This is a genomic window from Pseudomonas sp. SK3(2021) (assembly GCF_016772375.1).
Classification (GTDB): domain Bacteria; phylum Pseudomonadota; class Gammaproteobacteria; order Pseudomonadales; family Pseudomonadaceae; genus Aquipseudomonas; species Aquipseudomonas chlororaphis_I.
Map to the genome: position 1 here is coordinate 6,111,686 of NZ_CP061943.1, position 21,005 is coordinate 6,132,690.

General features: G+C 62.6%; 21 protein-coding genes. 7 read left to right on the forward strand and 14 right to left on the reverse strand.

What is annotated here, in order from left to right; translation table 11 throughout:
* Positions 1-20: 20 nt before the first annotated feature.
* The 6 genes from pqqA (at position 21) to IF690_RS27230 (ending at position 5,177) form a co-directional block, all read left to right on the forward strand.
* Positions 21-95 (forward strand): pyrroloquinoline quinone precursor peptide PqqA, encoded by a 75-nt coding sequence (pqqA, locus tag IF690_RS27205; RefSeq protein ID WP_009045898.1) that lies wholly within the window; start codon positions 21-23, stop codon positions 93-95.
* Positions 96-166: 71 nt separating this feature from the next.
* The gene (gene pqqB / locus IF690_RS27210) at positions 167-1,078 is read left to right on the forward strand and encodes a pyrroloquinoline quinone biosynthesis protein PqqB (RefSeq protein WP_202698141.1); all 912 of its coding nucleotides are present in this window, start codon (positions 167-169) and stop codon (positions 1,076-1,078) included.
* 123 nt (positions 1,079-1,201) lie between these two features.
* Positions 1,202-1,954: a pyrroloquinoline-quinone synthase PqqC gene (gene pqqC, locus IF690_RS27215; protein ID WP_009051180.1), complete on the forward strand. Its 753-nt coding sequence runs from the start codon at positions 1,202-1,204 to the stop codon at positions 1,952-1,954.
* Positions 1,951-2,226, forward strand: a complete 276-nt coding sequence (pqqD, locus tag IF690_RS27220) for a pyrroloquinoline quinone biosynthesis peptide chaperone PqqD (protein WP_124322579.1) — start codon at positions 1,951-1,953, stop codon at positions 2,224-2,226. The genes pqqC and pqqD overlap by 4 nt, the downstream gene beginning before the upstream one ends.
* A complete protein-coding gene (pqqE, locus tag IF690_RS27225) occupies positions 2,198-3,370 on the forward strand; it encodes a pyrroloquinoline quinone biosynthesis protein PqqE (protein ID WP_009051182.1) in 1,173 nt (390 codons plus the stop codon). Before pqqD ends, pqqE begins: the two co-directional genes overlap by 29 nt.
* Entirely contained in the window at positions 3,336-5,177 is a 1,842-nt protein-coding gene (locus IF690_RS27230; protein WP_202698142.1) for a S9 family peptidase, read from the forward strand. The genes pqqE and IF690_RS27230 overlap by 35 nt, the downstream gene beginning before the upstream one ends.
* Before the next feature lie 51 nt (positions 5,178-5,228).
* Here IF690_RS27230 and IF690_RS27235 read toward each other — a convergent pair whose 3' ends face one another.
* The 5 genes from IF690_RS27235 to IF690_RS27255 all read right to left on the reverse strand — a co-directional run bounded on the left by IF690_RS27235 (position 5,229) and on the right by IF690_RS27255 (position 8,443).
* A complete protein-coding gene (locus IF690_RS27235; RefSeq protein ID WP_003228885.1) occupies positions 5,229-5,387 on the reverse strand; it encodes a YqaE/Pmp3 family membrane protein in 159 nt (52 codons plus the stop codon).
* Positions 5,388-5,520: 133 nt separating this feature from the next.
* Positions 5,521-5,841 carry a helix-turn-helix domain-containing protein gene (locus IF690_RS27240; protein WP_016704074.1) on the reverse strand — a complete coding sequence of 107 codons (321 nt, stop codon included), beginning with the start codon at positions 5,839-5,841 and terminating at the stop codon, positions 5,521-5,523.
* Complete coding sequence (locus tag IF690_RS27245) at positions 5,819-6,190, reverse strand: type II toxin-antitoxin system RelE/ParE family toxin (protein ID WP_202698143.1); 372 nt, start codon at positions 6,188-6,190, stop codon at positions 5,819-5,821. Before IF690_RS27245 ends, IF690_RS27240 begins: the two co-directional genes overlap by 23 nt.
* Positions 6,191-6,464: 274 nt before the next feature.
* Positions 6,465-7,748, reverse strand: coding sequence for an aspartate aminotransferase family protein (locus IF690_RS27250; RefSeq protein ID WP_202698144.1), 1,284 nt, complete (start codon positions 7,746-7,748; stop codon positions 6,465-6,467).
* Positions 7,745-8,443 (reverse strand): MOSC domain-containing protein, encoded by a 699-nt coding sequence (locus IF690_RS27255; protein ID WP_202698145.1) that lies wholly within the window; start codon positions 8,441-8,443, stop codon positions 7,745-7,747. Before IF690_RS27255 ends, IF690_RS27250 begins: the two co-directional genes overlap by 4 nt.
* 102 nt (positions 8,444-8,545) lie before the next feature.
* Here IF690_RS27255 and IF690_RS27260 point away from each other — a divergent pair, with 102 nt between their 5' ends.
* A complete protein-coding gene (locus tag IF690_RS27260; RefSeq protein ID WP_023969155.1) occupies positions 8,546-9,454 on the forward strand; it encodes a LysR family transcriptional regulator in 909 nt (302 codons plus the stop codon).
* A 237-nt stretch (positions 9,455-9,691) separates the two neighbouring features.
* Here IF690_RS27260 and IF690_RS27265 read toward each other — a convergent pair whose 3' ends face one another.
* The 9 genes from IF690_RS27265 to bioF all read right to left on the reverse strand — a co-directional run bounded on the left by IF690_RS27265 (position 9,692) and on the right by bioF (position 20,965).
* The gene (locus IF690_RS27265) at positions 9,692-11,470 is read right to left on the reverse strand and encodes an acyl-CoA dehydrogenase C-terminal domain-containing protein (RefSeq protein ID WP_202698146.1); all 1,779 of its coding nucleotides are present in this window, start codon (positions 11,468-11,470) and stop codon (positions 9,692-9,694) included.
* 201 nt (positions 11,471-11,671) lie between these two features.
* Positions 11,672-13,468, reverse strand: a complete 1,797-nt coding sequence (locus IF690_RS27270) for an acyl-CoA dehydrogenase C-terminal domain-containing protein (RefSeq protein ID WP_202698147.1) — start codon at positions 13,466-13,468, stop codon at positions 11,672-11,674.
* 90 nt (positions 13,469-13,558) lie between these two features.
* Positions 13,559-14,851, reverse strand: a complete 1,293-nt coding sequence (locus tag IF690_RS27275) for a GGDEF domain-containing protein (RefSeq protein WP_202698148.1) — start codon at positions 14,849-14,851, stop codon at positions 13,559-13,561.
* 217 nt (positions 14,852-15,068) lie between these two features.
* A complete protein-coding gene (locus tag IF690_RS27280; RefSeq protein ID WP_202698149.1) occupies positions 15,069-16,874 on the reverse strand; it encodes a phenylacyl-CoA dehydrogenase in 1,806 nt (601 codons plus the stop codon).
* A gap of 302 nt (positions 16,875-17,176) precedes the next feature.
* Positions 17,177-17,473 carry a pyrroloquinoline quinone biosynthesis protein PqqE gene (locus tag IF690_RS27285; protein ID WP_202698150.1) on the reverse strand — a complete coding sequence of 99 codons (297 nt, stop codon included), beginning with the start codon at positions 17,471-17,473 and terminating at the stop codon, positions 17,177-17,179.
* A gap of 107 nt (positions 17,474-17,580) precedes the next feature.
* Positions 17,581-18,261 carry a dethiobiotin synthase gene (gene bioD / locus IF690_RS27290; RefSeq protein ID WP_023969159.1) on the reverse strand — a complete coding sequence of 227 codons (681 nt, stop codon included), beginning with the start codon at positions 18,259-18,261 and terminating at the stop codon, positions 17,581-17,583.
* Complete coding sequence (bioC, locus tag IF690_RS27295) at positions 18,258-19,070, reverse strand: malonyl-ACP O-methyltransferase BioC (protein WP_202698151.1); 813 nt, start codon at positions 19,068-19,070, stop codon at positions 18,258-18,260. The genes bioD and bioC overlap by 4 nt, the downstream gene beginning before the upstream one ends.
* Positions 19,063-19,794 carry an alpha/beta fold hydrolase gene (locus IF690_RS27300; RefSeq protein WP_202698152.1) on the reverse strand — a complete coding sequence of 244 codons (732 nt, stop codon included), beginning with the start codon at positions 19,792-19,794 and terminating at the stop codon, positions 19,063-19,065. Before IF690_RS27300 ends, bioC begins: the two co-directional genes overlap by 8 nt.
* Positions 19,787-20,965, reverse strand: coding sequence for an 8-amino-7-oxononanoate synthase (bioF, locus tag IF690_RS27305; RefSeq protein ID WP_202698153.1), 1,179 nt, complete (start codon positions 20,963-20,965; stop codon positions 19,787-19,789). The genes IF690_RS27300 and bioF overlap by 8 nt, the downstream gene beginning before the upstream one ends.
* Between the last annotated feature and the right edge of the window lie 40 nt (positions 20,966-21,005).

Consider the following 21,005-nt stretch of genomic DNA (forward strand, 5'->3'; position numbering starts at 1 on the left):
CCACCTGAAGGAGCACCTCTATGTCCTGGTCCAAACCTGCTTACACCGACCTGCGTATCGGCTTTGAAGTCACCATGTACTTCGCCAGCCGTTGATTGCTCGCGCAGTGCAACGCCCCGGCTCGCCGGGGCGTTTTTATTTTCAGCTTTAACCTGATGGAGCGGCCATGCTTGTCCAGATTCTAGGTTCCGCCGCCGGTGGCGGTTTTCCGCAGTGGAACTGCAACTGCGCGAACTGCGCGGGCTTTCGCGACGGTAGCCTGCGGGCAAAGGCTCGCACCCAATCGTCCATCGCCATTTCCGATGACGGCGTGAACTGGGTCCTGTGCAACGCTTCGCCGGACATCCGCGCCCAGCTCCAGAGCTTCGCCCCGATGCAACCGGGGCGCGCCCTGCGCGACACCGGGATCAGCGCGATCATCCTGATGGACAGCCAGATCGACCACACCACCGGCCTGCTCAGCCTGCGCGAAGGCTGCCCGCATCAGGTCTGGTGCACCGACATGGTCCATGAAGACCTCAGCAGCGGTTTCCCGCTGTTCACCATGCTCACCCACTGGAACGGCGGGCTGAACTGGAACCGCATCGAACTCGACCAGAGCTTCACCATCCCGGCTTGCCCCAACCTGCGTTTCAGCCCGCTGCCATTGCGCAGCGCCGCGCCGCCCTATTCGCCCCATCGCTTCGACCCGCACCCGGGCGATAACATCGGCCTGATCGTCGAGGACCTGCGCACCGGCGGCAAATTGTTCTACGCCCCCGGCCTGGGCAAGGTCGACGCAGCGCTGCTGGACATCATGAGCGGCAGCGACTGCCTGCTGGTGGACGGCACCCTGTGGGAAGACGACGAGATGCAGCGCCGCGGCGTCGGCACCCGGACCGGGCGGGAAATGGGCCACCTGGCGCAGAACGGCCCCGGCGGCATGCTGCAAGTGCTGGAGCAGTTGCCGGAGCAGCGCAAGATTCTTATCCACATCAACAACACCAACCCGATCCTCGACGAGGATTCCGCCGAACGCGCGGAGCTGGCGCGGCGTAACGTTGAAGTGGCTTACGACGGCATGAGTATCGAGCTGTAACCACAGGATTTTTCGCGGGCCGGCTGCGCTCCTGTAGATAGCGCTGTCTACAGGAGCACGGTTTGCCCGCGACAAGCCTCAACCAGGCAACACACATCTACGGTTGTTCCCCGGAGAACCGCAATGACTGACACAGCAATGTCCCCCGCCGAATTCGAGCAGGCCCTGCGGGCCAAGGGTGCCTATTACCACATCCACCATCCGTACCATGTGGCGATGTACCAAGGCCGGGCGACCCGCGAGCAGATCCAGGGCTGGGTCGCCAACCGCTTCTACTACCAGGTGAATATCCCGCTCAAGGACGCGGCGATCCTCGCCAACTGCCCGGACCGGGAAATTCGTCGCGAGTGGATCCAGCGCCTGCTGGACCACGACGGCGCCCCCGGCGAAGACGGTGGCATCGAGGCCTGGTTGCGCCTGGGGCAAGCGGTCGGTCTCGACCCGGACCAACTGCGCTCGCAAGAGCTGGTGCTGCCGGGCGTGCGTTTCGCCGTCGACGCCTACGTCAACTTCGCCCGCCGCGCCAGCTGGCAGGAGGCCGCCAGCAGCTCGCTGACCGAGCTGTTCGCGCCGCAGATCCACCAGTCGCGTCTCGACAGCTGGCCCCAGCATTACCCGTGGATCGACCCGGCCGGCTATGAATACTTCCGCACGCGCCTGGGCCAGGCGCGGCGCGATGTCGAGCACGGCCTGGCGATCACCCTGCAGCACTACACCACCCGCGCCGGCCAGGAGCGCATGCTGGAAATTCTCCAGTTCAAACTGGACATCCTTTGGAGCATGCTCGACGCCATGAGCATGGCCTACGAACTCAATCGCCCGCCGTACCACAGCGTCACGGCACAACGGGTCTGGCATAAAGGAATCACCCTATGAGCTTCGATCGCAGCAAGACCCCGACCTGGCGCCCTGGCTACCGCTTCCAGTACGAACCGGCGCAGAAGGGCCATGTACTGCTCTACCCTGAAGGCATGATCAAGCTCAACGAGAGCGCCGCACTGATCGGCGGGTTGATCGACGGCGAACGGGATGTCGCGGCGATCATCCAGGCACTGGAAATCCAGTTCCCCGACGTGCCCGAACTCGGTGACGACATCGAGCAATTCATGGAGGTCGCCCGTGCACAGCACTGGATCGAACTTGGCTGACTCGCCAGCGCCGATACCGCCCAAGCCGGAAGTCGGCCTGCCGCTGTGGCTGCTGGCCGAGCTGACGTACCGCTGCCCGCTGCAATGCCCGTATTGCTCCAACCCGCTGGATTTCGCCGAGCAGGGCAAGGAACTGAGCACCGAGCAGTGGCTCAAGGTATTTCGCGAAGCCCGGGAAATGGGCGCCGCACAGCTGGGCTTTTCCGGTGGCGAACCACTGGTGCGCCAGGACCTCGCCGAACTGATCGGCGAGGCGCGCAAGCTGGGGTTCTACACCAACCTGATCACCTCGGGCATCGGCCTGACCGAGCAGAAGATCAGCGACTTCAAGAAGGCCGGGCTCGATCATATCCAGATCAGTTTCCAGGCCAGCGACGAACAGGTGAACAACCTGCTGGCCGGCTCGAAAAAAGCCTTCGCCCAGAAGCTGGAAATGGCCCGGGCGGTGAAAGCCCACGGCTACCCGATGGTGCTGAATTTCGTCACCCATCGGCACAACATCGACCGGATCGACCGCATCATCGAGCTGTGCATCGCCCTGGAAGCCGACTTCGTCGAGCTCGCCACCTGCCAGTTCTACGGCTGGGCCCAGCTCAACCGCGTCGGCCTGTTGCCGACCAAGGAACAACTGGTACGCGCCGAACGCATCACCAACGAATACCGCGCCAGGCTGGAGGCCGAAGGGCATCCGTGCAAACTGATTTTCGTCACCCCGGATTATTACGAGGAACGCCCGAAAGCCTGCATGAACGGCTGGGGCAGCATCTTCCTCACGGTCACCCCGGACGGCACCGCCCTGCCCTGCCACGGCGCCCGGCAGATGCCCGTGCAGTTCCCCAATGTGCGCGACCACAGCATGCAACACATCTGGTACGACTCCTTCGGCTTCAACCGCTTCCGCGGCTACGACTGGATGCCCGAGCCGTGCCGCTCCTGCGATGAAAAGGAAAAGGACTTCGGCGGCTGCCGCTGCCAGGCCTTCATGCTCACGGGCGATGCCAGCAACGCCGACCCGGTGTGCAGCAAGTCGCCCCATCACGGCGTGATCCTCAAGGCCCGCGAAGAAGCCGAGCACGCCACCCAGACCATCGAGCAACTGGCCTTCCGTAATGAACGAAACTCGCGCCTCATCGCCAAAGGCTGAATCCTTCAGCGCCGTCCAAGCCGTCGCCGCCGGCATCGATTTCGCCGAGCTGCGGCTCGGCGCCAACGGCCTGTTCTGGAACGAATACCGCCCCGAAGATGCCGCCTGCCGGATCTGGCACTGGCGCGACAACCGGGCCCGCTGCCTGACGCCGCAAGGTTTCAGCGTGCGCAGCCGGGTCTACGAATACGGCGGCGGCGCCTTTTGCCTGAGCGATGACGGGCTGGTGTTCGTCAACGAAGCGGATCAGCAGCTCTACCGACAGTCGCTGCAAGGTGAAACGCCGGTAGCCCTGACCTCCGGCGAGTGCCGTTATGGCGACCTGCAGTTCGCCGCCGGCCAGGTGCTGGCGGTGGAAGAACACAACCATCAGCATCGCCTGGTGGCCATCGACCCGGGTAACGGCGAACGCCAACTTCTGGCCGAAGGGGCGGACTTCTACGCCGCTCCCACCTTGAGCCCGGGCGGTCAGCGCCTGGCCTGGATCGAATGGGATCGGCCGTACCAGCCCTGGACCTCGACCCGCCTGATGGTTGCCGCGCGCCTGGCCAATGGCCGTTGGGATGACCCACAGTGCCTGGCTGGCGAGGGTGCAGAAGAGTCGCTGCAACAACCACGCTTCGATGAAACCGGCCGCCTGTATTGCCTGACCGACCGCGCCGGCTTCTGGCAACCCTGGGGTGAAACGCCAAGCGGCCTGCAGGCGCTGCCCTGCGCCGCCGCCGATCACGCCTCTGCGCCCTGGCAATTGGGCGGCTGCACCTGGCTGCCGCTGGGTGGCGACAGCTGGCTGGGCACCTGGACGCAAGACGGTTTTGGCCTCTTGGGGCTGCGCCTGGCCGAGGGCTCACAACAGGACTGCAGCAGCGACTACAGCCGCTTCCGGCACCTGGCGCTGGATGAGCGGTTTATCTATTGCATCGCGGCTTCAGCTGTCAGCCCGTCCGCGGTGATCGCCATCGATCGTCAGTCGCAACGGGTCACAGTCCTGGCAGGCGGCGTGGCGCCGCTGCCGCCCGAGCAGATCAGCCGTCCGCAAACCCTGTGCTACCCCAGCGGCCAGGGCGAGGCCCACGGCTTTTTCTACCCGGCCATGAGCGATGACGACCGACCGCCGCTGGTGGTGTTCATCCACGGCGGCCCGACCTCGGCCTGTTACCCGATACTCGACCCGCGTATCCAGTACTGGGCGCAACGGGGCTTCGCCGTGGCCGACCTGAACTACCGCGGCAGCAGCGGATATGGCCGCGAGTACCGGCAAGCCCTGCACCTGAGTTGGGGCGAGGTGGATGTGCAGGATGCCTGTGCGGTGGTCGCCTATCTGGCCCGACAAGGCTTGATCGATGGCGACCGGGCGTTCATCCGCGGTGGCAGTGCCGGCGGCTACACCACCCTTTGCGCCCTGGCCTTCGCCGATGTGTTCCGTGCCGGCGCCAGCCTGTATGGCGTCAGCGACCCGGTCGCCCTGGGGCGAGCCACCCACAAGTTCGAAAGCGACTACCTGGACTGGCTGATCGGCGACCCCGAACAGGATGCCGAGCGCTACAAGGCCCGCACCCCGCTGTTGCATGCCGGCAATATCCGCGTACCGGTGATTTTCTTCCAGGGCGAACTCGACGCCGTGGTGGTGCCCCAACAGACCCGGGATATGCTCAAGGCCTTGCAGGACAACGGTATTGCGGCCGAAGCGCACTATTACCCGGATGAACGCCATGGCTTTCGCAAGGCCGCCAATCAGGCCCACGCCCTGGAACAGGAATGGCTGTTTTATCGACGGGTAATGGAATTGACGGGCACACCGCAGTAATCGGCGCCCAAGGGGAACAAGCCTGCTCCTGTGCGGGAGCAGGCGTCAGGCTCAGCGCTTGGCGATGATGTACACCGCATGCACGATGCCCGGGATGTAACCGCACAGGGTCAGCAGGATATTCAGCCAGAACGCACCGCCGAACCCCACTTGCAGGAACACTCCCAATGGCGGCAACAGAATGGCGATGATGATGCGGATAAAGTCCATGGAGCAGCTCCTGATAGAAATCGACTCGTACGAGCCTCACCGCTAATCGACCCGTGACATTGGGCATGGGTTCAGTCGATTCTGGCCAAGCGCCAGTTTTTATCCTCAGGCGGGCCGGTGTTTCAGTACCGGCTTATGCCAGTATTTCCAGGCCATGTTTCTGCACGATGCTCAACAGTTTGAGCGCCATGCCGCTCGGGTGTTTCTCGCCGGACTCCCACTGTTTCACCGTGGACGCGCTGGTGTTCAGGTAGCGAGCAAAGACCGGCTGACTGACATTGCTACGCTCGCGCAGCAGCTTGATCTGCTCCGCGGGAATGCTCGCCGGCACTGGCGCGATACAGGCCTCATCGAACTGGCGCATGGTGGTTTTGCCAATGGCGCCGATGGCGTGCAGGGCACTGGCCGACTCGTGTATCGATTCAAGGGCTTCAGTCTTGAATGGCTTGCTCATGTCTGATCTCCACAAACGCTTTCATCTCGAGTAGCTGCTGGATCTGCCAGCCATCCAGCCCTTCGTAAGCCTTGGCCAGCGCGCGGAACGCCTGCAGCTCCTGGTGGCTGATATTGCTCTGGTCCTGCTTGGCGAACAGGAACTGGAACACCCAGTAGCGTCGGCCCCTGGCCAGGACAATCGAACGATGGCGGTTGGCATTCAGGCGCTTCTTCCAGACCCCAGCACCGAGGTCATCAGCCTGGCCGCGGCATAACTCGCTGAATGCGGCCAACAGCTCATTGTCATGAATCAAGGCCTTTTTCGCCGCGACAGCAAAACCTTTGGTTTTGAACAACCTGATGGTCATGGCTTCCTTTCCCAAAAATATACCACTCAGTGGTATATAGGTTCAACCCAAGCTGCCCGGCGGTCTTTCACCTATGCAGCCCACCGTCCTGGCGGATGAGCCTAAGGAACCCTCTCTGGATGATGGCCTTCAAGACTTGCTAGCGGTTTTGCAAAAGCCCGAGACAAAAAAACGCCCCGTGCGAAAAATCGGACACGGGGCGATGCGTTATACCGCGAGACGGTTCAGGAATTCTGTCAGGACAAGATCGGGTATGGCGGGATCAGGGCTGGCTTTAAACCACCAGCCCCTTGCGGCATTGCAACTGCGCAGTGCGTACTCGCGAAAAGGCCCGCGCCAGGCGCAGCAGCATTTCGTCGATATTCGCCTTGCTCACCGTCAGCGCCGGGGTGAACCGCAGGCAGTCCGACTGCGTCGCGGCCAGCAGCAGACCTTCGTAGCGAGCCGCCTTGACCACGGCCTCGGCCGAGTCGTCGGCCAGGCTCAGGCCCCAGAACAAGCCCTGCCCGCGTAATTCTCCCTGGGCATAACGGTTAGCCAGGCGGGCCAGCCCTTCGCGCAAGTACTGGCCGTTGTCCCGCACATGCTCGAGAAAGCTGTTGTCCAGCACGCTATCGAGCACCGCCATGCCCGCCGCGGTCATCAGGGCATTGCCGTGATGGGTGCCATTCAGCTCCCCCACCTCGAAGCAGCAGGCCTTGCCACGCGCCAGCAAGGCCGCCAAGGGCACGCCGCCGCCAAGACCTTTGCCCAGGGCAACGATGTCGGCGCGCACGCCGTAGACCTGTTCGGCCAGCAAGGTGCCGCAGCGGCCGATGCCGGTCTGTACTTCGTCCAGGATCAGCAGGATGCCCAGCTCGCGACACAGCCGCTCGACCCCCTTGAGGTAATGCTCGGTCGCCGGAATTACCCCGGCCTCGCCCTGGATCGGCTCAAGCATAATCGCCACGGTCTGCGCGTCCACCGCAGCATGCAACGCCGGCAGGTCGTTGAAGGGAACATGGCTGAAACCCGCCAGCTGTGGCTCGAAGCGATTGGCGATGTTCGGGCTTGCCGACGCCGACATCGCCGCGAAACTGCGACCGTGACAGCTGCCGCTGGCGGTGATGATCTTCGAGGCACCGCCACGATGCAGCTGGCCCCACTTGCGGGCCAGCTTGATCGCCGCCTCGCAGGCTTCACTGCCACTGTTCAACAGGTAGGCCTGGTCGCTGCCGGTACTGCGGCACAAGCGTTCGCTGAGGTTGAGCATGCCACGGTTGTAAAAGCCCGAGCCGGGGTTGATCAACGACTGGGCCTGGGCCGTCAGCGCCTTGACCAGCGCCGAGGGGCTATGGCCAAGGCTGTTGGCCGCATTGCCCTGGACGAAGTCGAGATAGGCGCGGTCATCGCTATCCCACAGCCATGAGCCCTGGCCACGGACAAATACTGGATGGGGTCGCTGGACACTGGGCATCAGGCACTCACTGGAAAGGTTGTCGCTCATCGGCGACAGGCAAGGCTCGGCCGCCAGATCATCGAGGCTTGGCTGGGGGCGACGCAGACTGAACAGGTTCATGCGCTCAACCCCTCCAGCGGCAGGCCCAGCAGGCGCGAGGACCAATCCTCGACCAGGCCGGTGCGCATGCGCTTGATCGCGATGTCGCGCCAACGCGACGCCAGTGCCGGACAGTCCACCAGTTTCTTCAAGCCCGCATGCTCCAGCGGTTCTCGATAAAAACAGCGCAGGGCCCAGGCCACGGTCAGCCCCGGATAACTGCGCTGGATCAGCTCGAAGGGCTGATCGGCACTGACGAAGCCGGGTTTGAGCACCCGGTAGAACCAGCCGCAGCGACCATTGTCCTGTGCCTGTTGCGGCAGGTCGGGGATGCCCCAGCGGTGGCTCAGGCGATAACAGGGCGAGCGTGGCTGGCTGACCTGCAGCAGCGCGCCGCCCCAGCGAAACATATCGCCCAGGCAGACCTGCTCTTCGGTCAGGCCGTGGGTAGACAGGTTTTCGCCAAAGGCCGGGGCGCACCAGTCAATCTGTGGATAACGCTTGCGCCAGTAGCGGTAGTGCTCGGCGGGATAATGGTGCAGCGCCCGCTCCGGGCCGGTATGAAACCGTGGGTCGCCGTGTTCGTCGCTGCCCAGGCCCTGCGGCCATAGCCAGAGTCGGTTTGCAACCGGCTGTTTGTCCGTATCACTGATCAAACCCTGCCCGAGGTTTTTTGCCTTGCCTATGTAAACACCATCCACGTAAACGGTATTCATCGCGCCTTCTGGCCCTTTAAGCCCTGTGAATAGGGGTTAGACTAGGCTTCTGCAGCATATCGGGCCATTTCGATTTTCCAGCTTTTTCGATAAGCAGAACTTATGGATTTTAAACAACTGCGTTATTTCGTCGCGGTGTATGAAGAAGGTCACGTAGGACGCGCCGCCGAGCGCCTGTCGATCTCCCAACCCGCGCTCTCGCAACAGATCCGTCAACTGGAACAGAACCTCGACGTCAGCCTGTTCGAACGCAGCAGCAAGCGCCTGTTGCCAACCCTGGCGGCCCATACCCTGTACAACCATGCCCTGCCCTTGCTCGACGGCATGCAGCGGGCTCGCGAAGCCCTGGGCAACTTCAAGGGCCAGGCCCTGCGCACGCTGGCGATCGGTGTACTGCAGACCGTGCACAGCAGCCTGGTGCCGCAGATGCTTGAGCGAGTGCGCAAGGCCCAGCCGCATCTGGTGGTGCAGATCTACGAACTGACCGGCCTGGAAATCGAACGGCGCCTGCTCAATGGCTCATTGGACATCGGCATCAGTTATCTGCCCCCGCGCCAACCGGGACTGCACGGTGTGCAACTCTACGAAGATGAGTTGACCCTGGTGATCCCCAGCGAGCATCCCCTGCGTGAATTCAAGAAGGTCTCCATGAGCCAGGCCGCGGAGCTGCCCATGCTGTTGCTGGGCGAGGAGTTCCAGATACGCCAGATCTGGCAGGCGCAACTGGCCAACCTCGGGCGCCGGCCGCAGGTGCAGGCGGAACTGAACAACATGGCGGGGATTCTCGACAGCCTGCCCAACACCCGACTGGCCACGGTCCTGCCTGGGCGCTCGCGTCAGACCCATAGCCATACGGACCTGTTATGGAAACCGCTGAGCGAACCGAGGGTGCCGTTGAAAGTGGGGCTGGTATGTCGTGATGTGCAGCGTCAGCAGGCAACCCTGGCGTTGCTGCGAACCTTGCTGGAAGAAGAAATGAGCGGCCCGGCGACGCTGGAAGGGCTAGGCTGAATCAGCGCAGGTAAAAAACGCAGGCAAAAGAAAACCCCGCCGAAGCGGGGCTTTGCAGACTGTTTCCCTGACATCCTTTTCACTCCACCATCCTGGCGGAATCCTACGTGTCCGTGTTATTGCTTTGCGCTTCCTGCGCGACGTCCATGTGAAGTAGATTAGCCCTGGATCCAATCTGCCGATATGGGTGATTAGCAGCACGTCATGTAAGAGAAAGCTTACATGAGGTGCACATACTCAGAACTGCGCCGCATCCAGCAGGAACAGTGATTCGCTACCCGCCTTCACCGATGCGCTCAGCGAGTGAATACGCGGCAGCAGCCGGGCGAAGTAGAAGCGCGCGGTACCCAGCTTGCTGGCGTAGAAATCGTCTTGTGACTCCTTGCCCAGAGCCGCTTTCGCCATCAATGCCCACATATAGGCATACGCCGTGTATCCGAATGCTTGCAGGTATTCGACCGAGGCCGCGCCGATCTCGTTCGGGTTGCTCTTGGCCCGATCCAGCAGCCAGGCAGTCAGTTCGTCGAGGTTATCCAGTGCTTCATTCAACGGTTTGGTGAACTCGGCCAGATCGGCGCTGGCGGTCGCGGTGAAATGACGAATCTCGTCCGCGAACAGCTTGTAGAACGCCCCGCCGCTACCGACGATCTTGCGCCCGACCAGGTCCAGCGCCTGGATGCCGTTAGTGCCTTCATAGATTTGGGTAATACGCACATCGCGCACCAGCTGTTCCTGGCCCCATTCGCGGATGTAGCCGTGGCCGCCGAAAATCTGCTGGCCGTGAACCGTGGTTTCCAACCCCAGATCAGTGAGGAAAGCCTTGGCCACCGGCGTCAGCAGAGCCACCAGATCTTCCGCGCGCTTACGCACCACAGCGTCTTCGCTGAACTTGGCGGTATCCAGTTGCATCGCCACATAGGTGGAGAACGCGCGGCCGCCTTCGTTCGCGGCTTTCATGGTCAGCAGCATGCGCCGCACGTCGGGGTGCACGATGATCGGGTCGGCGACCTTGTCCTTGGCTTGCGGGCCGGTCGGCGAGCGGCTTTGCAGGCGATCGCGGGCGTATTCCACGGCGTTCTGATAGGAACGCTCGCCCGACGCCAGGCCCTGGATACCGACACCCAGACGCTCGTAGTTCATCATGGTGAACATGGCCGCCAGGCCCTTGTTCGGCTCACCGACGATGTAACCGACAGCTTCGTCGAAGTTCATCACGCAGGTAGCCGAAGCCTGGATACCCATCTTGTGTTCGATCGAACCGCAGTTGGCCGGGTTGCGCGCACCCAGGCTGCCGTCGGCGTTGACCAGGAACTTCGGCACCAGGAACAGCGAAATGCCTTTCGGCCCCGCTGGCGCATCCGGCAGTTTGGCCAGCACCAGGTGGATGATGTTATCGGTCAGGTCGTGCTCACCGCCGGTGATGAAGATCTTGGTACCGCTGATCTTGTAGGAGCCATCGGCCTGCGGTTCGGCCTTGGTGCGGATGATGCCCAGGTCGGTACCGGCATGCGGCTCGGTGAGGCACATGGAGCCGGCCCAGACGCCCGCATACATGTTCGGCAGGTAGGCCGCCTTCAACTCTTCGCTGGCGTGGGCGTTGATCGACAGGCAGGCACCCGCGGTCAGCATCGGGTACAGGCCGAACGACAGGCTGGCCGAGTTGACCATTTCCTCGACCTGGGCCGATACCGCCTTGGGCATGCCCATGCCGCCGTAGGTCGGATCGCCGCCGACGCCAACCCAGCCGCCTTCGGCATAAGTCTGGTAGGCCTGTGGAAAACCAGCAGGCGTGGTGACCGCGCCGTCGCTCCAGTGACAGCCCTCTTCGTCGGCGGCGCGGCTCAGCGGGGCGATACTTTTGCCGGTGACTTTGCCGGCTTCCTCAAGAATCGCTTCGACGGTTTCGGCGTCGACGGTGTCGGCCAGAGCAGGCAGTTCGGCCCAGAGTTTGGCGACCTCGAAAACTTCATTGAGGACGAAGCGCATATCGCGCAAGGGCGCTTTGTAGTCAGCCATGGCAAACCTCGCAAGATCTAAACAAGTGGACCCGAACGGCCCCATTTACGAAAGCTCGAGTGTACCCGAACAACATTTAAGACACATAGGGTCAACTCGTGACTTTTATGTAATTCTTGGTCACAACGAATCGCAGGCAAACCCCTCCCCGCAAAAATCTGCAGGAAGGGGTTTGCCCGCGATGGACGATTACAAGAAAACCTAGAGCGCAAACAGCTCCGCCGGTAGTTTCATCAGGCAATCACTGCCTGCCTCGATCGCTGCCTGATGGGACGCCGTGCGCGGCAGCAGACGCTTGAAGTAGAACTCGCAGGTCGCCAGCTTGGCCTGGCAATAATCGACATCCTCTTCGCCGGCATCCAGCCGGGCCTGGGCCACCAACGCCATGCGCAGCCACAGGTAGGCGAGGATGATGTAACCGCTGTACATCAGGTAATCCAGCGCCGCGGCACCGACTTCGTCGGGGTTCTTCATCGCCACCATCCCGACCTTGGTGGTCAGCGCCCCCCACTGCTGGTTGAGCCCATTGAGCTGCGCCACATGCCCCTTGAGCTGTGGCTGCTCGGCATTGGCCGTGCAGAACCTGTGGACGATCTTGGTGAAGCCCATCAGCAGCTTGCCCTGGCTGCCGAGCACCTTGCGCCCCAGCAGATCCAGGGCCTGAATGCCATTGGTGCCTTCATAGATCGGGGCGATGCGGCAGTCGCGCACCAGTTGCTCCATCCCCCATTCGCGAATGAAGCCATGCCCGCCAAGCACCTGCATGCCGTGGTTAGTCACCTCCAACCCGGTTTCAGTCATGAAGGCCTTGCAGATCGGCGTCAGGAGGGCCAACAGGTTCTCGGCATCCTGGCGCTGGGTTTCATCGGCGGCCAAGTGCGCCACATCCAGCAACTGCGCGGTGAAATAGGCCAGGGCACGATTGCCTTCGTTGAAGGCTTTCATGGTCAGCAGCATGCGCCGCACATCGGGGTGGACAATGATCGGGTCGGCGGCCTTGTCCGGCGCCTTAGGCCCGGTCAGGGAACGCATCTGCAGGCGGTCGTTGGCGTATTTGACCGCGCCCTGGAAGCTCGCCTCGCCCAGGCACAGCCCCTGCATCCCGGTACCGAGGCGCGCGTGGTTCATCATGGTGAACATGCAGTTCAGGCCCTTGTTGGCCTCACCGATCAGGAACCCCTTGGCACCGTCGAAGTTCAGCACGCAGGTGGCCGAGGCCTTGATGCCCATCTTGTGTTCGATGGAGCCGCAACTCACACCGTTGCGCTCGCCCGCCTCGCCGTCGGCGTTGGGCAGGAACTTGGGCACGATGAACAGCGAAATACCCTTGGTGCCCGCCGGCGCATCCGGCAGCTTGGCCAGGACCAGGTGGATGATGTTTTCACTCATGTCGTGCTCGCCGGCCGAGATGAAAATCTTGCTGCCGGAAACCGCATAGCTGCCATCGGCCTGGGGCACGGCGCGGGTCTTGATGATGCCCAGGTCGGTGCCGCAATGGGCTTCGGTCAGGCACATGGTGCCGGTCCACTGGCCGGCGGTGAGCTTGCTCAGGTAGGTCCGCTTCTGTTCTTCGCTGCCATGGGCATGAATCGCCGACATGGCACCGTGAGTCAGGCCTGGGTACATGCCCCAGGAGGTGTTGCTGGAGCCGACCATCTCGCTGATCACCAACCCCAGTGAATGCGGCAGGCCCTGGCCACCGTAGCTCGGGTCCGCTGCCAGGCCGTGCCAGCCACCTTCGACATACTGGGCGAAAGCCTGCTTGAAGCCTTTTGGCGTGGTAACCACGCCATTGTCGAAATGGCAGCCCTCTTCGTCGCCGGAGCGGTTCAGCGGCGCCAGCACGTTTTCACAGAACTTCGCCCCTTCTTCGAGGATCGCGGCCACCATGTCCGGGCTGGCATCGCTGGCCCCCAGGGCGGCGTAGCTGGTGTGAAAGTCAAAGACGTGGTCGATCAAAAAGCGCATGTCGCGCAGGGGAGCTTTGTACTCGGGCATGGTCGTTTCTCCGGCAGCAGATCGATCCAACCTACTGCCGCTCATCCGACCTGCCAATCACAGTCCAGACGCTGAATGCGCCGTTATCACTCAACCCGCAGCGGTGTCCATGCGCACCGCGCCACGGCGGTTCTGACCGAAGGCCATGACGCAGTTGCGCCCTGCGCCCTTGGCGTTGTACAGCGCCTGGTCGGCGGACTTGAGCACCTCTTCGGGTGATCGGTGCTCCATCTGCCGCTCGGCGACACCGATGCTGACGGTCACCGACACACTGGACGCCGCGGCCGCGCCCCGGCGCTGACGCCCCTGCTGGTCGTCCTGGGGGCGATTCTCCTGATTGCGCAGCTGGATGTTGTAGTTGGCGATGGTCTCGCGAATGACCTCCAGGTGCGGCATGCACTCCTCGAGGGTCTTGCCGGCGAACACCACCGCAAACTCCTCGCCGCCATAACGGTAGGCACGACCGCCACCGCTGACTTTCGACAGCTTGCTGGCCACCAGGCGCAATACCTGGTCGCCCACATCGTGGCCGTGGGTGTCGTTGAATTTCTTGAAGTGATCGACATCGCTCATCGCCAGCACATAGTTGCGGCCCAGGCGCTGCATACGCTCGTTCAAGGCGCGGCGCCCCGGCAAGCCAGTCAGCTCGTCGCGGAAGGCCATCTGGTATGCCTCGTGGGCAACGGCCGCGGCGATCATCAACATCACCTGGCTGCACATGATGTTCAGGGTGAACGGCAGAATGAAGGTCTTGGGCAGCATCCAGAACAGCCCCAGCAACCCCACCAACTGCGCCGCATGCAATGGACGCGGGTTGCGCCAATACTGGACCGCCAGCAGCAGGAAGGTCGCGAGAAACACCGGGTACGACAACTGGATCAGGCTCATCCAGGCGCCGTGCAGAGCCGGCCAACGGATTTCCGCCAGCCAGGCCAGCAGCGCCTGGGGATAACTCTGCTCCAGCCCCAGCGCCACACTGCCAAAGGCGAGCAATACGGCAAAGCGCGCCACCATGTCCTGGAACAGATGGGTACGCTCCTGCCAGGCCGCGAACAGGCCGAACAGCAGCGGCAGCAGCAAGCAGACCAAGTGGAACACCACAGCCGCATCCTCGCGCACCTTGCCGTTGTCGCGGTAATAGTCGGTCTGGGTATCGAGCAGGAAATAGGCGATGTACACCGTGACCATCAAGAACAGTTCACGCTGGCGCCGATACACCGCGCAGTAGGCACCGCCGAGCAACAGCACCAGGGTCGGCAGGACGTTGAACAGCGAGGTGAAGAAGACGTTGAGATCCTTGACGTAGGCGGCCGCAAGCCCCGCAAGCAGGAGTAACAATGACGGTAGAAAATGGCTGAAACGTACAGCGGAAGAACGCGGCAAGGTAAAGCTCCGACGCGGCTAAACAGTTGATGGCACTATGCCTTCACCGGGCATAGTTAAACAGCACAAATGTGACATGTGTCACATTGCCACCTCTGTAACGGCAGGGATCGGCTTCTTCTTAACGTTTTAGTCGGATTATTTTCAGATTCATCCCGCGCACAAAAAAGCCGCTTCTCCCGAAGGAGAAGCGGCTTCCGAATGAACTCGGTAAGGCTTAGTAAGCCAGGCCGAAATCTTCTTCCTTCATGTCCATCAGGTTGTTGGCACCCGACAGCATGGCCGCAACGTGAGTGCGGGTACGCGGCAGGATGCGCTGGAAGTAGAAGCGCGCGGTCTGCAGCTTGGCGGTGTAGAACGCCTCTTCGGTGGTACCGGCAGCCAGCTTCTCGGCAGCCAGGCGCGCCATGTCGGCCCAGAAGTAGGCCAGGCAGGCATAACCGGAGTACATCAGGTAGTCCACGGACGCGGCACCGACCTCTTCACGGTCGTTCATGGCCGCCATACCGACCTTCATGGTCAGCTCGCCCCATTCCTTGTTCAGTGCAGCCAGCGGTGCGACGAACTCTTTGACCGACTCGTTGCCTTCGTTGCTCTGGCAGAACTTGTGGACGATCTTGGTGAAGCCTTTCAGGGCTTCGCCTTGGGTCATCAGTACTTTACGGCCCAGCAGGTCCAGCGCCTGGATGCCGGTGGTGCCTTCGTACAGCATGGAAATGCGGCTGTCGCGGACGTTCTGCTCCATGCCCCACTCGGCGATGAAGCCGTGGCCACCGTAGATCTGCACACCGTGGTTGGCAGCTTCGAAGCCGACTTCGGTCATGAAGGCCTTGGCGATCGGAGTCATGAAGGCCAGCAGGGCGTCGGCTTTCTTCTTCTCTTCTTCGTCCACGCCGTATTTGACGATGTCGACCTGCTTGGCCGTGAAGTAGACCATGGCACGGTTGCCTTCGGCGAAAGCCTTCATGGTCAACAGCATACGGCGTACGTCAGGGTGCACGATGATCGGGTCAGCAGCTTTGTCCGGCGCTTTCGGGCCAGTCAGGGAACGCATTTGCAGACGATCGCGAGCGTACTTCAGGCCACCCTGGAAACCGATTTCGGCATGGGCCAGGCCTTGCAGCGCAGTACCCAGGCGAGCGGTGTTCATGAAGGTGAACATGCAGTTCAGGCCTTTGTTCGCTGGGCCGATCAGGAAACCGGTGGCCGCGTCGAAGTTCATCACGCAAGTGGCGTTACCGTGGATACCCATCTTGTGTTCCAGGGAACCACAGCTCACGGCGTTGCGCTGGCCGACAGAGCCATCGGCGTTCGGCAGGAACTTCGGCACGATGAACAGCGAGATGCCTTTGGTGCCAGCCGGTGCATCCGGCAGGCGGGCCAGAACGATATGGACGATGTTGTCGGCCATGTCGTGCTCACCGGCCGAGATGAAGATCTTGGTGCCGGTGACTTTGTAGGAACCGTCGGCCTGAGGTTCGGCCTTGGTGCGCAGCATGCCCAGGTCGGTGCCGCAGTGCGGTTCGGTCAGGCACATGGTGCCGGTCCACTCGCCGGATACCAGCTTGGTCAGGTAAGCCTCTTGCTGCTCAGGCGTGCCGTGTTCGGAGATGGTGTTCATCGCGCCATGGGACAGGCCTGGGTACATGCCCCACGACCAGTTGGCTTCGCCGACCATTTCGCTGACCGCCAGGCCCAGGGACTCCGGCAGGCCTTGACCGCCATGCGCGACATCATGAGCCAGGCTTGGCCAGCCGCCTTCGACGAATTGCTTGTAGGCCTCTTTGAAGCCAGTCGGGGTCTTAACGCCGGATTCGCTCCAGGTGCAGCCTTCCAGGTCACCCACACGGTTCAGAGGGGCCAGTACCTGCTCACAAAACTTCGCGCCTTCCTCGAGGATGGCGTCAACCATGTCTGGAGTAGCGTCCTGGCAAGCCGGCAGGCTCTGATAGTGCGCTTCATAGCCGAGCAGTTCGTCACGAACGAAGCGAATATCACGCAAGGGGGCCTTGTAGTCAGGCATAGCGATAAACCTCTGCTGATGTAACCGGGAATGAACAACCGCGTTGATTTATTGTGGCGGTCAAACAGTTGTTTGAAACATACGTTTACGCCCAAACCTTGTCAAGCACCACGCAAACACCGTTCGTCATCGATCCCCTGCAGGCCTCGCACGCCAAGGCCCACAGCGAATGCCGTGAAATATTCGGAAGCTAAATTGAGTGTAGGAGCTGGCAGGCCAGCAAGACGGAAGATGGGGCTGTGCAGGGAGTTCTTGCGCGGACCGCCCTGCCCGCAAAAACGGCCAGGGCTACCGAGGGAGGGTCAAGCGTAGGTGTCGATCAGCGTACCGAGCACTTCATCGGCGGCCTTGGCGATTTTCACGCCCAACTCCGCCTGGAGCTTGCCCATGGACATCTCGACCATGTTGCTGACCAGGTCCGATTGCTGGCTGCGATCGACGGATCGCAGGCGCTCGACCTGGACTTCGGAAGACTGGCTGGTGACAGAACGCTCGATGGTCGTGCTGGCGATCTGGCTGGCCGCCTGATCGACACGGTTCTGCCCGGTCTGCACGGTACTCAGGCCGGCGTAGAAAGCGGTATTCCCGGAAATTTCCATGGGTGGACTCGACCCTGCAAGGAATGAACAGCGGCTATTGAACCAGACGTGCCAGAAAAAGACCCGTCAAAAACACTAATGGCACAGTGCCTTGCCATAGGCAAAATCTAGTCAAGCAAGTCCAATTGCAGATGCTCGGCCACCGCTTCGGCGCTGATCGCCTTCAATCTCGGGACCCGCCCCAGACAAGGGGCAGGCAGGCGCTCCGCCAGCGTGGCGAGGTTTTCCTCGAGCCGCGAAGTCTTCGGCTCGATGATGTTGGCCACCCAACCCGCCAGTTGCAAACCGTCCTGGGCAATCGCCTCGGCTGTCAGCAGGGCATGGTTGATACAGCCCAGGCGCACGCCCACCACCAGGATCACCGGCAGATCCAGGGCCATGGCCAGGTCGGACAGGTTGTCCTGGTCGGCCAGCGGCACACGCCAGCCGCCGGCCCCTTCGATCAGGGTGAAGTCCGCGCCCTTGGCCAGCACCTGGCGCATGGGCGCCAGCAAGGCCTGCACAGTCAACGCCACGCCAGCCTCGCGGGCCGCCAGATGGGGAGCGATGGCTGGTTCAAAGGCCAGTGGATTGACTTCGTCATAGGTCAGCGGCAATGAGCATTCGGCCAGCAAGGCCAACGCATCGGCGTTACGCAGCCCCTTGGGGGTCAGCTCGCAGCCCGAAGCCACCGGTTTCCCGGCCGCCGTGCTCAGCCCCGAGAGCCGCGCGGCATGCAGCAAGCCGGCGGCGACGGTGGTCTTGCCAACATCGGTGTCTGTCCCGGTAACGAAATAGGCTTGGCTCATAGCGGCTTCTCCAATACGGCGTAGACCACTTGGTAGGTCGCGGGCAATCCCTGCGCTTGACGGAATTGTTCGTAGGCGTCGATCAGGCCCTTGATCCGCACCCGCCCTGTCAGCCCGCCGGGCCGTCCAGGGTTGAGGTTGTGCGCCCCCAAGGCCTTCAACTCATGGGTCAGGCTGCGCACATCAGGGTAGTGCAGCACATGCGGACGGTTTTCCAGGCTCAGCACTTGCAAGCCGCTCGCCACACACAGCTGTTGATACGTGCTGAACTCACGAAAGCGATTGACATGCACCATGCCGTCGACCTGACGCCAACTGTCGCGCAATTCGTACAGCGTACCGACGCACAGGCTGGCAAAGGCCAGCACGCCGCCCGGCTTCAGCACTCGATGCGCCTCGCTGAGGACCGAACGGAAGTCCGCGCACCACTGCACCGCCAGGCTGGAGAAAATCAGTTCGCAACTCTGCCCCTGCAACGGCAAACGCTCGGCGTCGCCGGCAATGAAATACTGCGCCCCGCCCAGCGGACGGGCGTGCTCGAGCATGCCTTCGGCGATGTCCAGCGCCAGCCCTTCGCTGGCCGGGAAGCGCTCGCCCAGCAGGCGGCTGAAATAACCGGTGCCGCAACCCATGTCCAGCCAGCGGCCAGGCTCGCGGTCTTGCGGCAGGCGGCTCAGCAACTCGTGACCGACGTCGCGCTGCAATTGCGCCACGCTGTCGTAACTGGACGCCGCGCGGGAAAAGGAAGCCGCCACCTGGCGCTTGTCGGGCAAGCTGCCGGGGGGCTTGGGAAGGGACAGATCAGTCATCGCCGGACTCATGCAAAAAAGCCTGGATCGCCCCCGCCACACCGTGGGGATCCTCCAGAAGAAACGCGTGGCTGGCCTGTTCAATCAGACCAACTTCGACATCGGGCAACAACGCCAGCAATTCGCCCGCGGCTTCGGCCGGCACCAGTCCGTCAAGCCCGGCGAACAGATGCAACTGCGGCCCACGAAACGCCTGCAGAGCATGGCGAGTGTCCAACTGCGCCAACAATTCCAGGCCGGCCATCAACACCGCGCCCGAGGTATGCGGTGCGCCGCCCGACAGCAAGCGCGACAGGCCACGCGGATCTTCAGCCCCTTGGGCGCACAACAAACTGAAGCGTTTGAGGGTGGTGCGCGGGTCGGCGTTGCAGCCAGCCAGAAACCCGTCGAAAGTCTCCCCCGGCATCGCGCTCACCCACTCGGCGTGAGCCACGAAACTGGGGTTGCTGGCCAACGTCAACAAACCGCAGCAGCGCTCGCCACGACGCGCCGCCAGCTCGGAAGCCAGCATGCCACCCAGCGACCAGCCACCGAGCCAGGCGTTGTCCGGCACGCTGGCGTCCAGTTCGTCGAGCCATTCATTCAGGTCGCTGGACTCCAGCTCCGGCAACGGTTCGATCTCGACCCGCAGGTGTTCGTCCAGCCCCTGCAGAGCCGCCGCCAAGGGTTCCAGCGGCGATACGCCGAGGCCCCAACCGGGTAGCAGAATCAGTCGATCACGCATGGCTTGGCTCCGGTCCCGGCTCACTAAAACAATCCGCCAGTGCATTCAACAATAGCTGGACCTGAGCCTCACTGTGGGCGGCGGACAGGGTCACCCGCAGGCGGGCGCTCCCCGCAGGCACGGTCGGTGGACGAATCGCGGTGACCATCAGGCCGCGCTCGCGCAGCCTCTGCGACAGGCGAATCGCCCGCGCGCTGTCGCCGATCAGGATCGGCTGGATCGGCGTGAAGCTGTCCATCAGGGTCAGCCCGATCTGCTCGGCGCCCTGGCGGAACTGGCGGATCAGCGTGTTCAGGTGCTCACGCCGCCAGTGCTCGCTGCGCAGCAACTCCAGGCTTTTCAGGGTGGCGCAGGCCAGGGCCGGCGGCTGGCTGGTGGTGTAGATATAGGGACGGGCGAACTGGATCAGGCTCTCGATCAGCTCCTCGCTGCCGGCGACAAAGGCGCCGGCGGTGCCGAACGCCTTGCCGAGGGTGCCCACCAGGACCGGCACATCTTCCTGGCTCAAGCCGAAGTGCTCGACGATCCCTCCGCCACTGCCCCCCAGCGGCCCGAACCCATGGGCGTCGTCGACCATCAGCCAGGCACCCTTGGCCCGGGTTTCGCGAGCCAGGGCCGGCAGGTCGGCCAGGTCGCCGTCCATGCTGAACACGCCATCGGTGACCACCAGGGTATTGCCGGTGGCTTTCTCCAGGCGCTTGGCCAGGCTCTCGGCATCGTTGTGCAAATAACGGTTGAAGCGCGCGCCGGAAAGCAGGCCGGCATCCAGCAACGAGGCGTGGTTGAGGCGGTCTTCCAGCACCGTGTCGCCCTGCCCCACCAGCGCGGTGACCGCGCCGAGATTGGCCATGTAACCGGTGGTGAACAGCAGTGCCCGCGGGCGACCGGTGAACTCGGCCAGGGCTTCTTCCAACTGATGATGGGGCGTGCTGTGGCCGATCACCAGGTGCGAGGCGCCACCGCCCACGCCCCAACGGGACGCGCCGGCGCGCCAGGCTTCGATCACTTGCGGGTGATTGGCCAGGCCCAGGTAATCGTTGTTGCAGAACGCCAGCAACGGCTGGCCGTCGACCACCACTTGCGGCCCTTGCGGGCTTTCCAGCAGTGGGCGCTGACGATAGAGGTTTTCAGCACGACGGGCAGCGAGACGCGCGCGGAGATCGAAAGACATGCAGGCCTCGATGATCGGACGATGATTGCCGTAGCCGCTG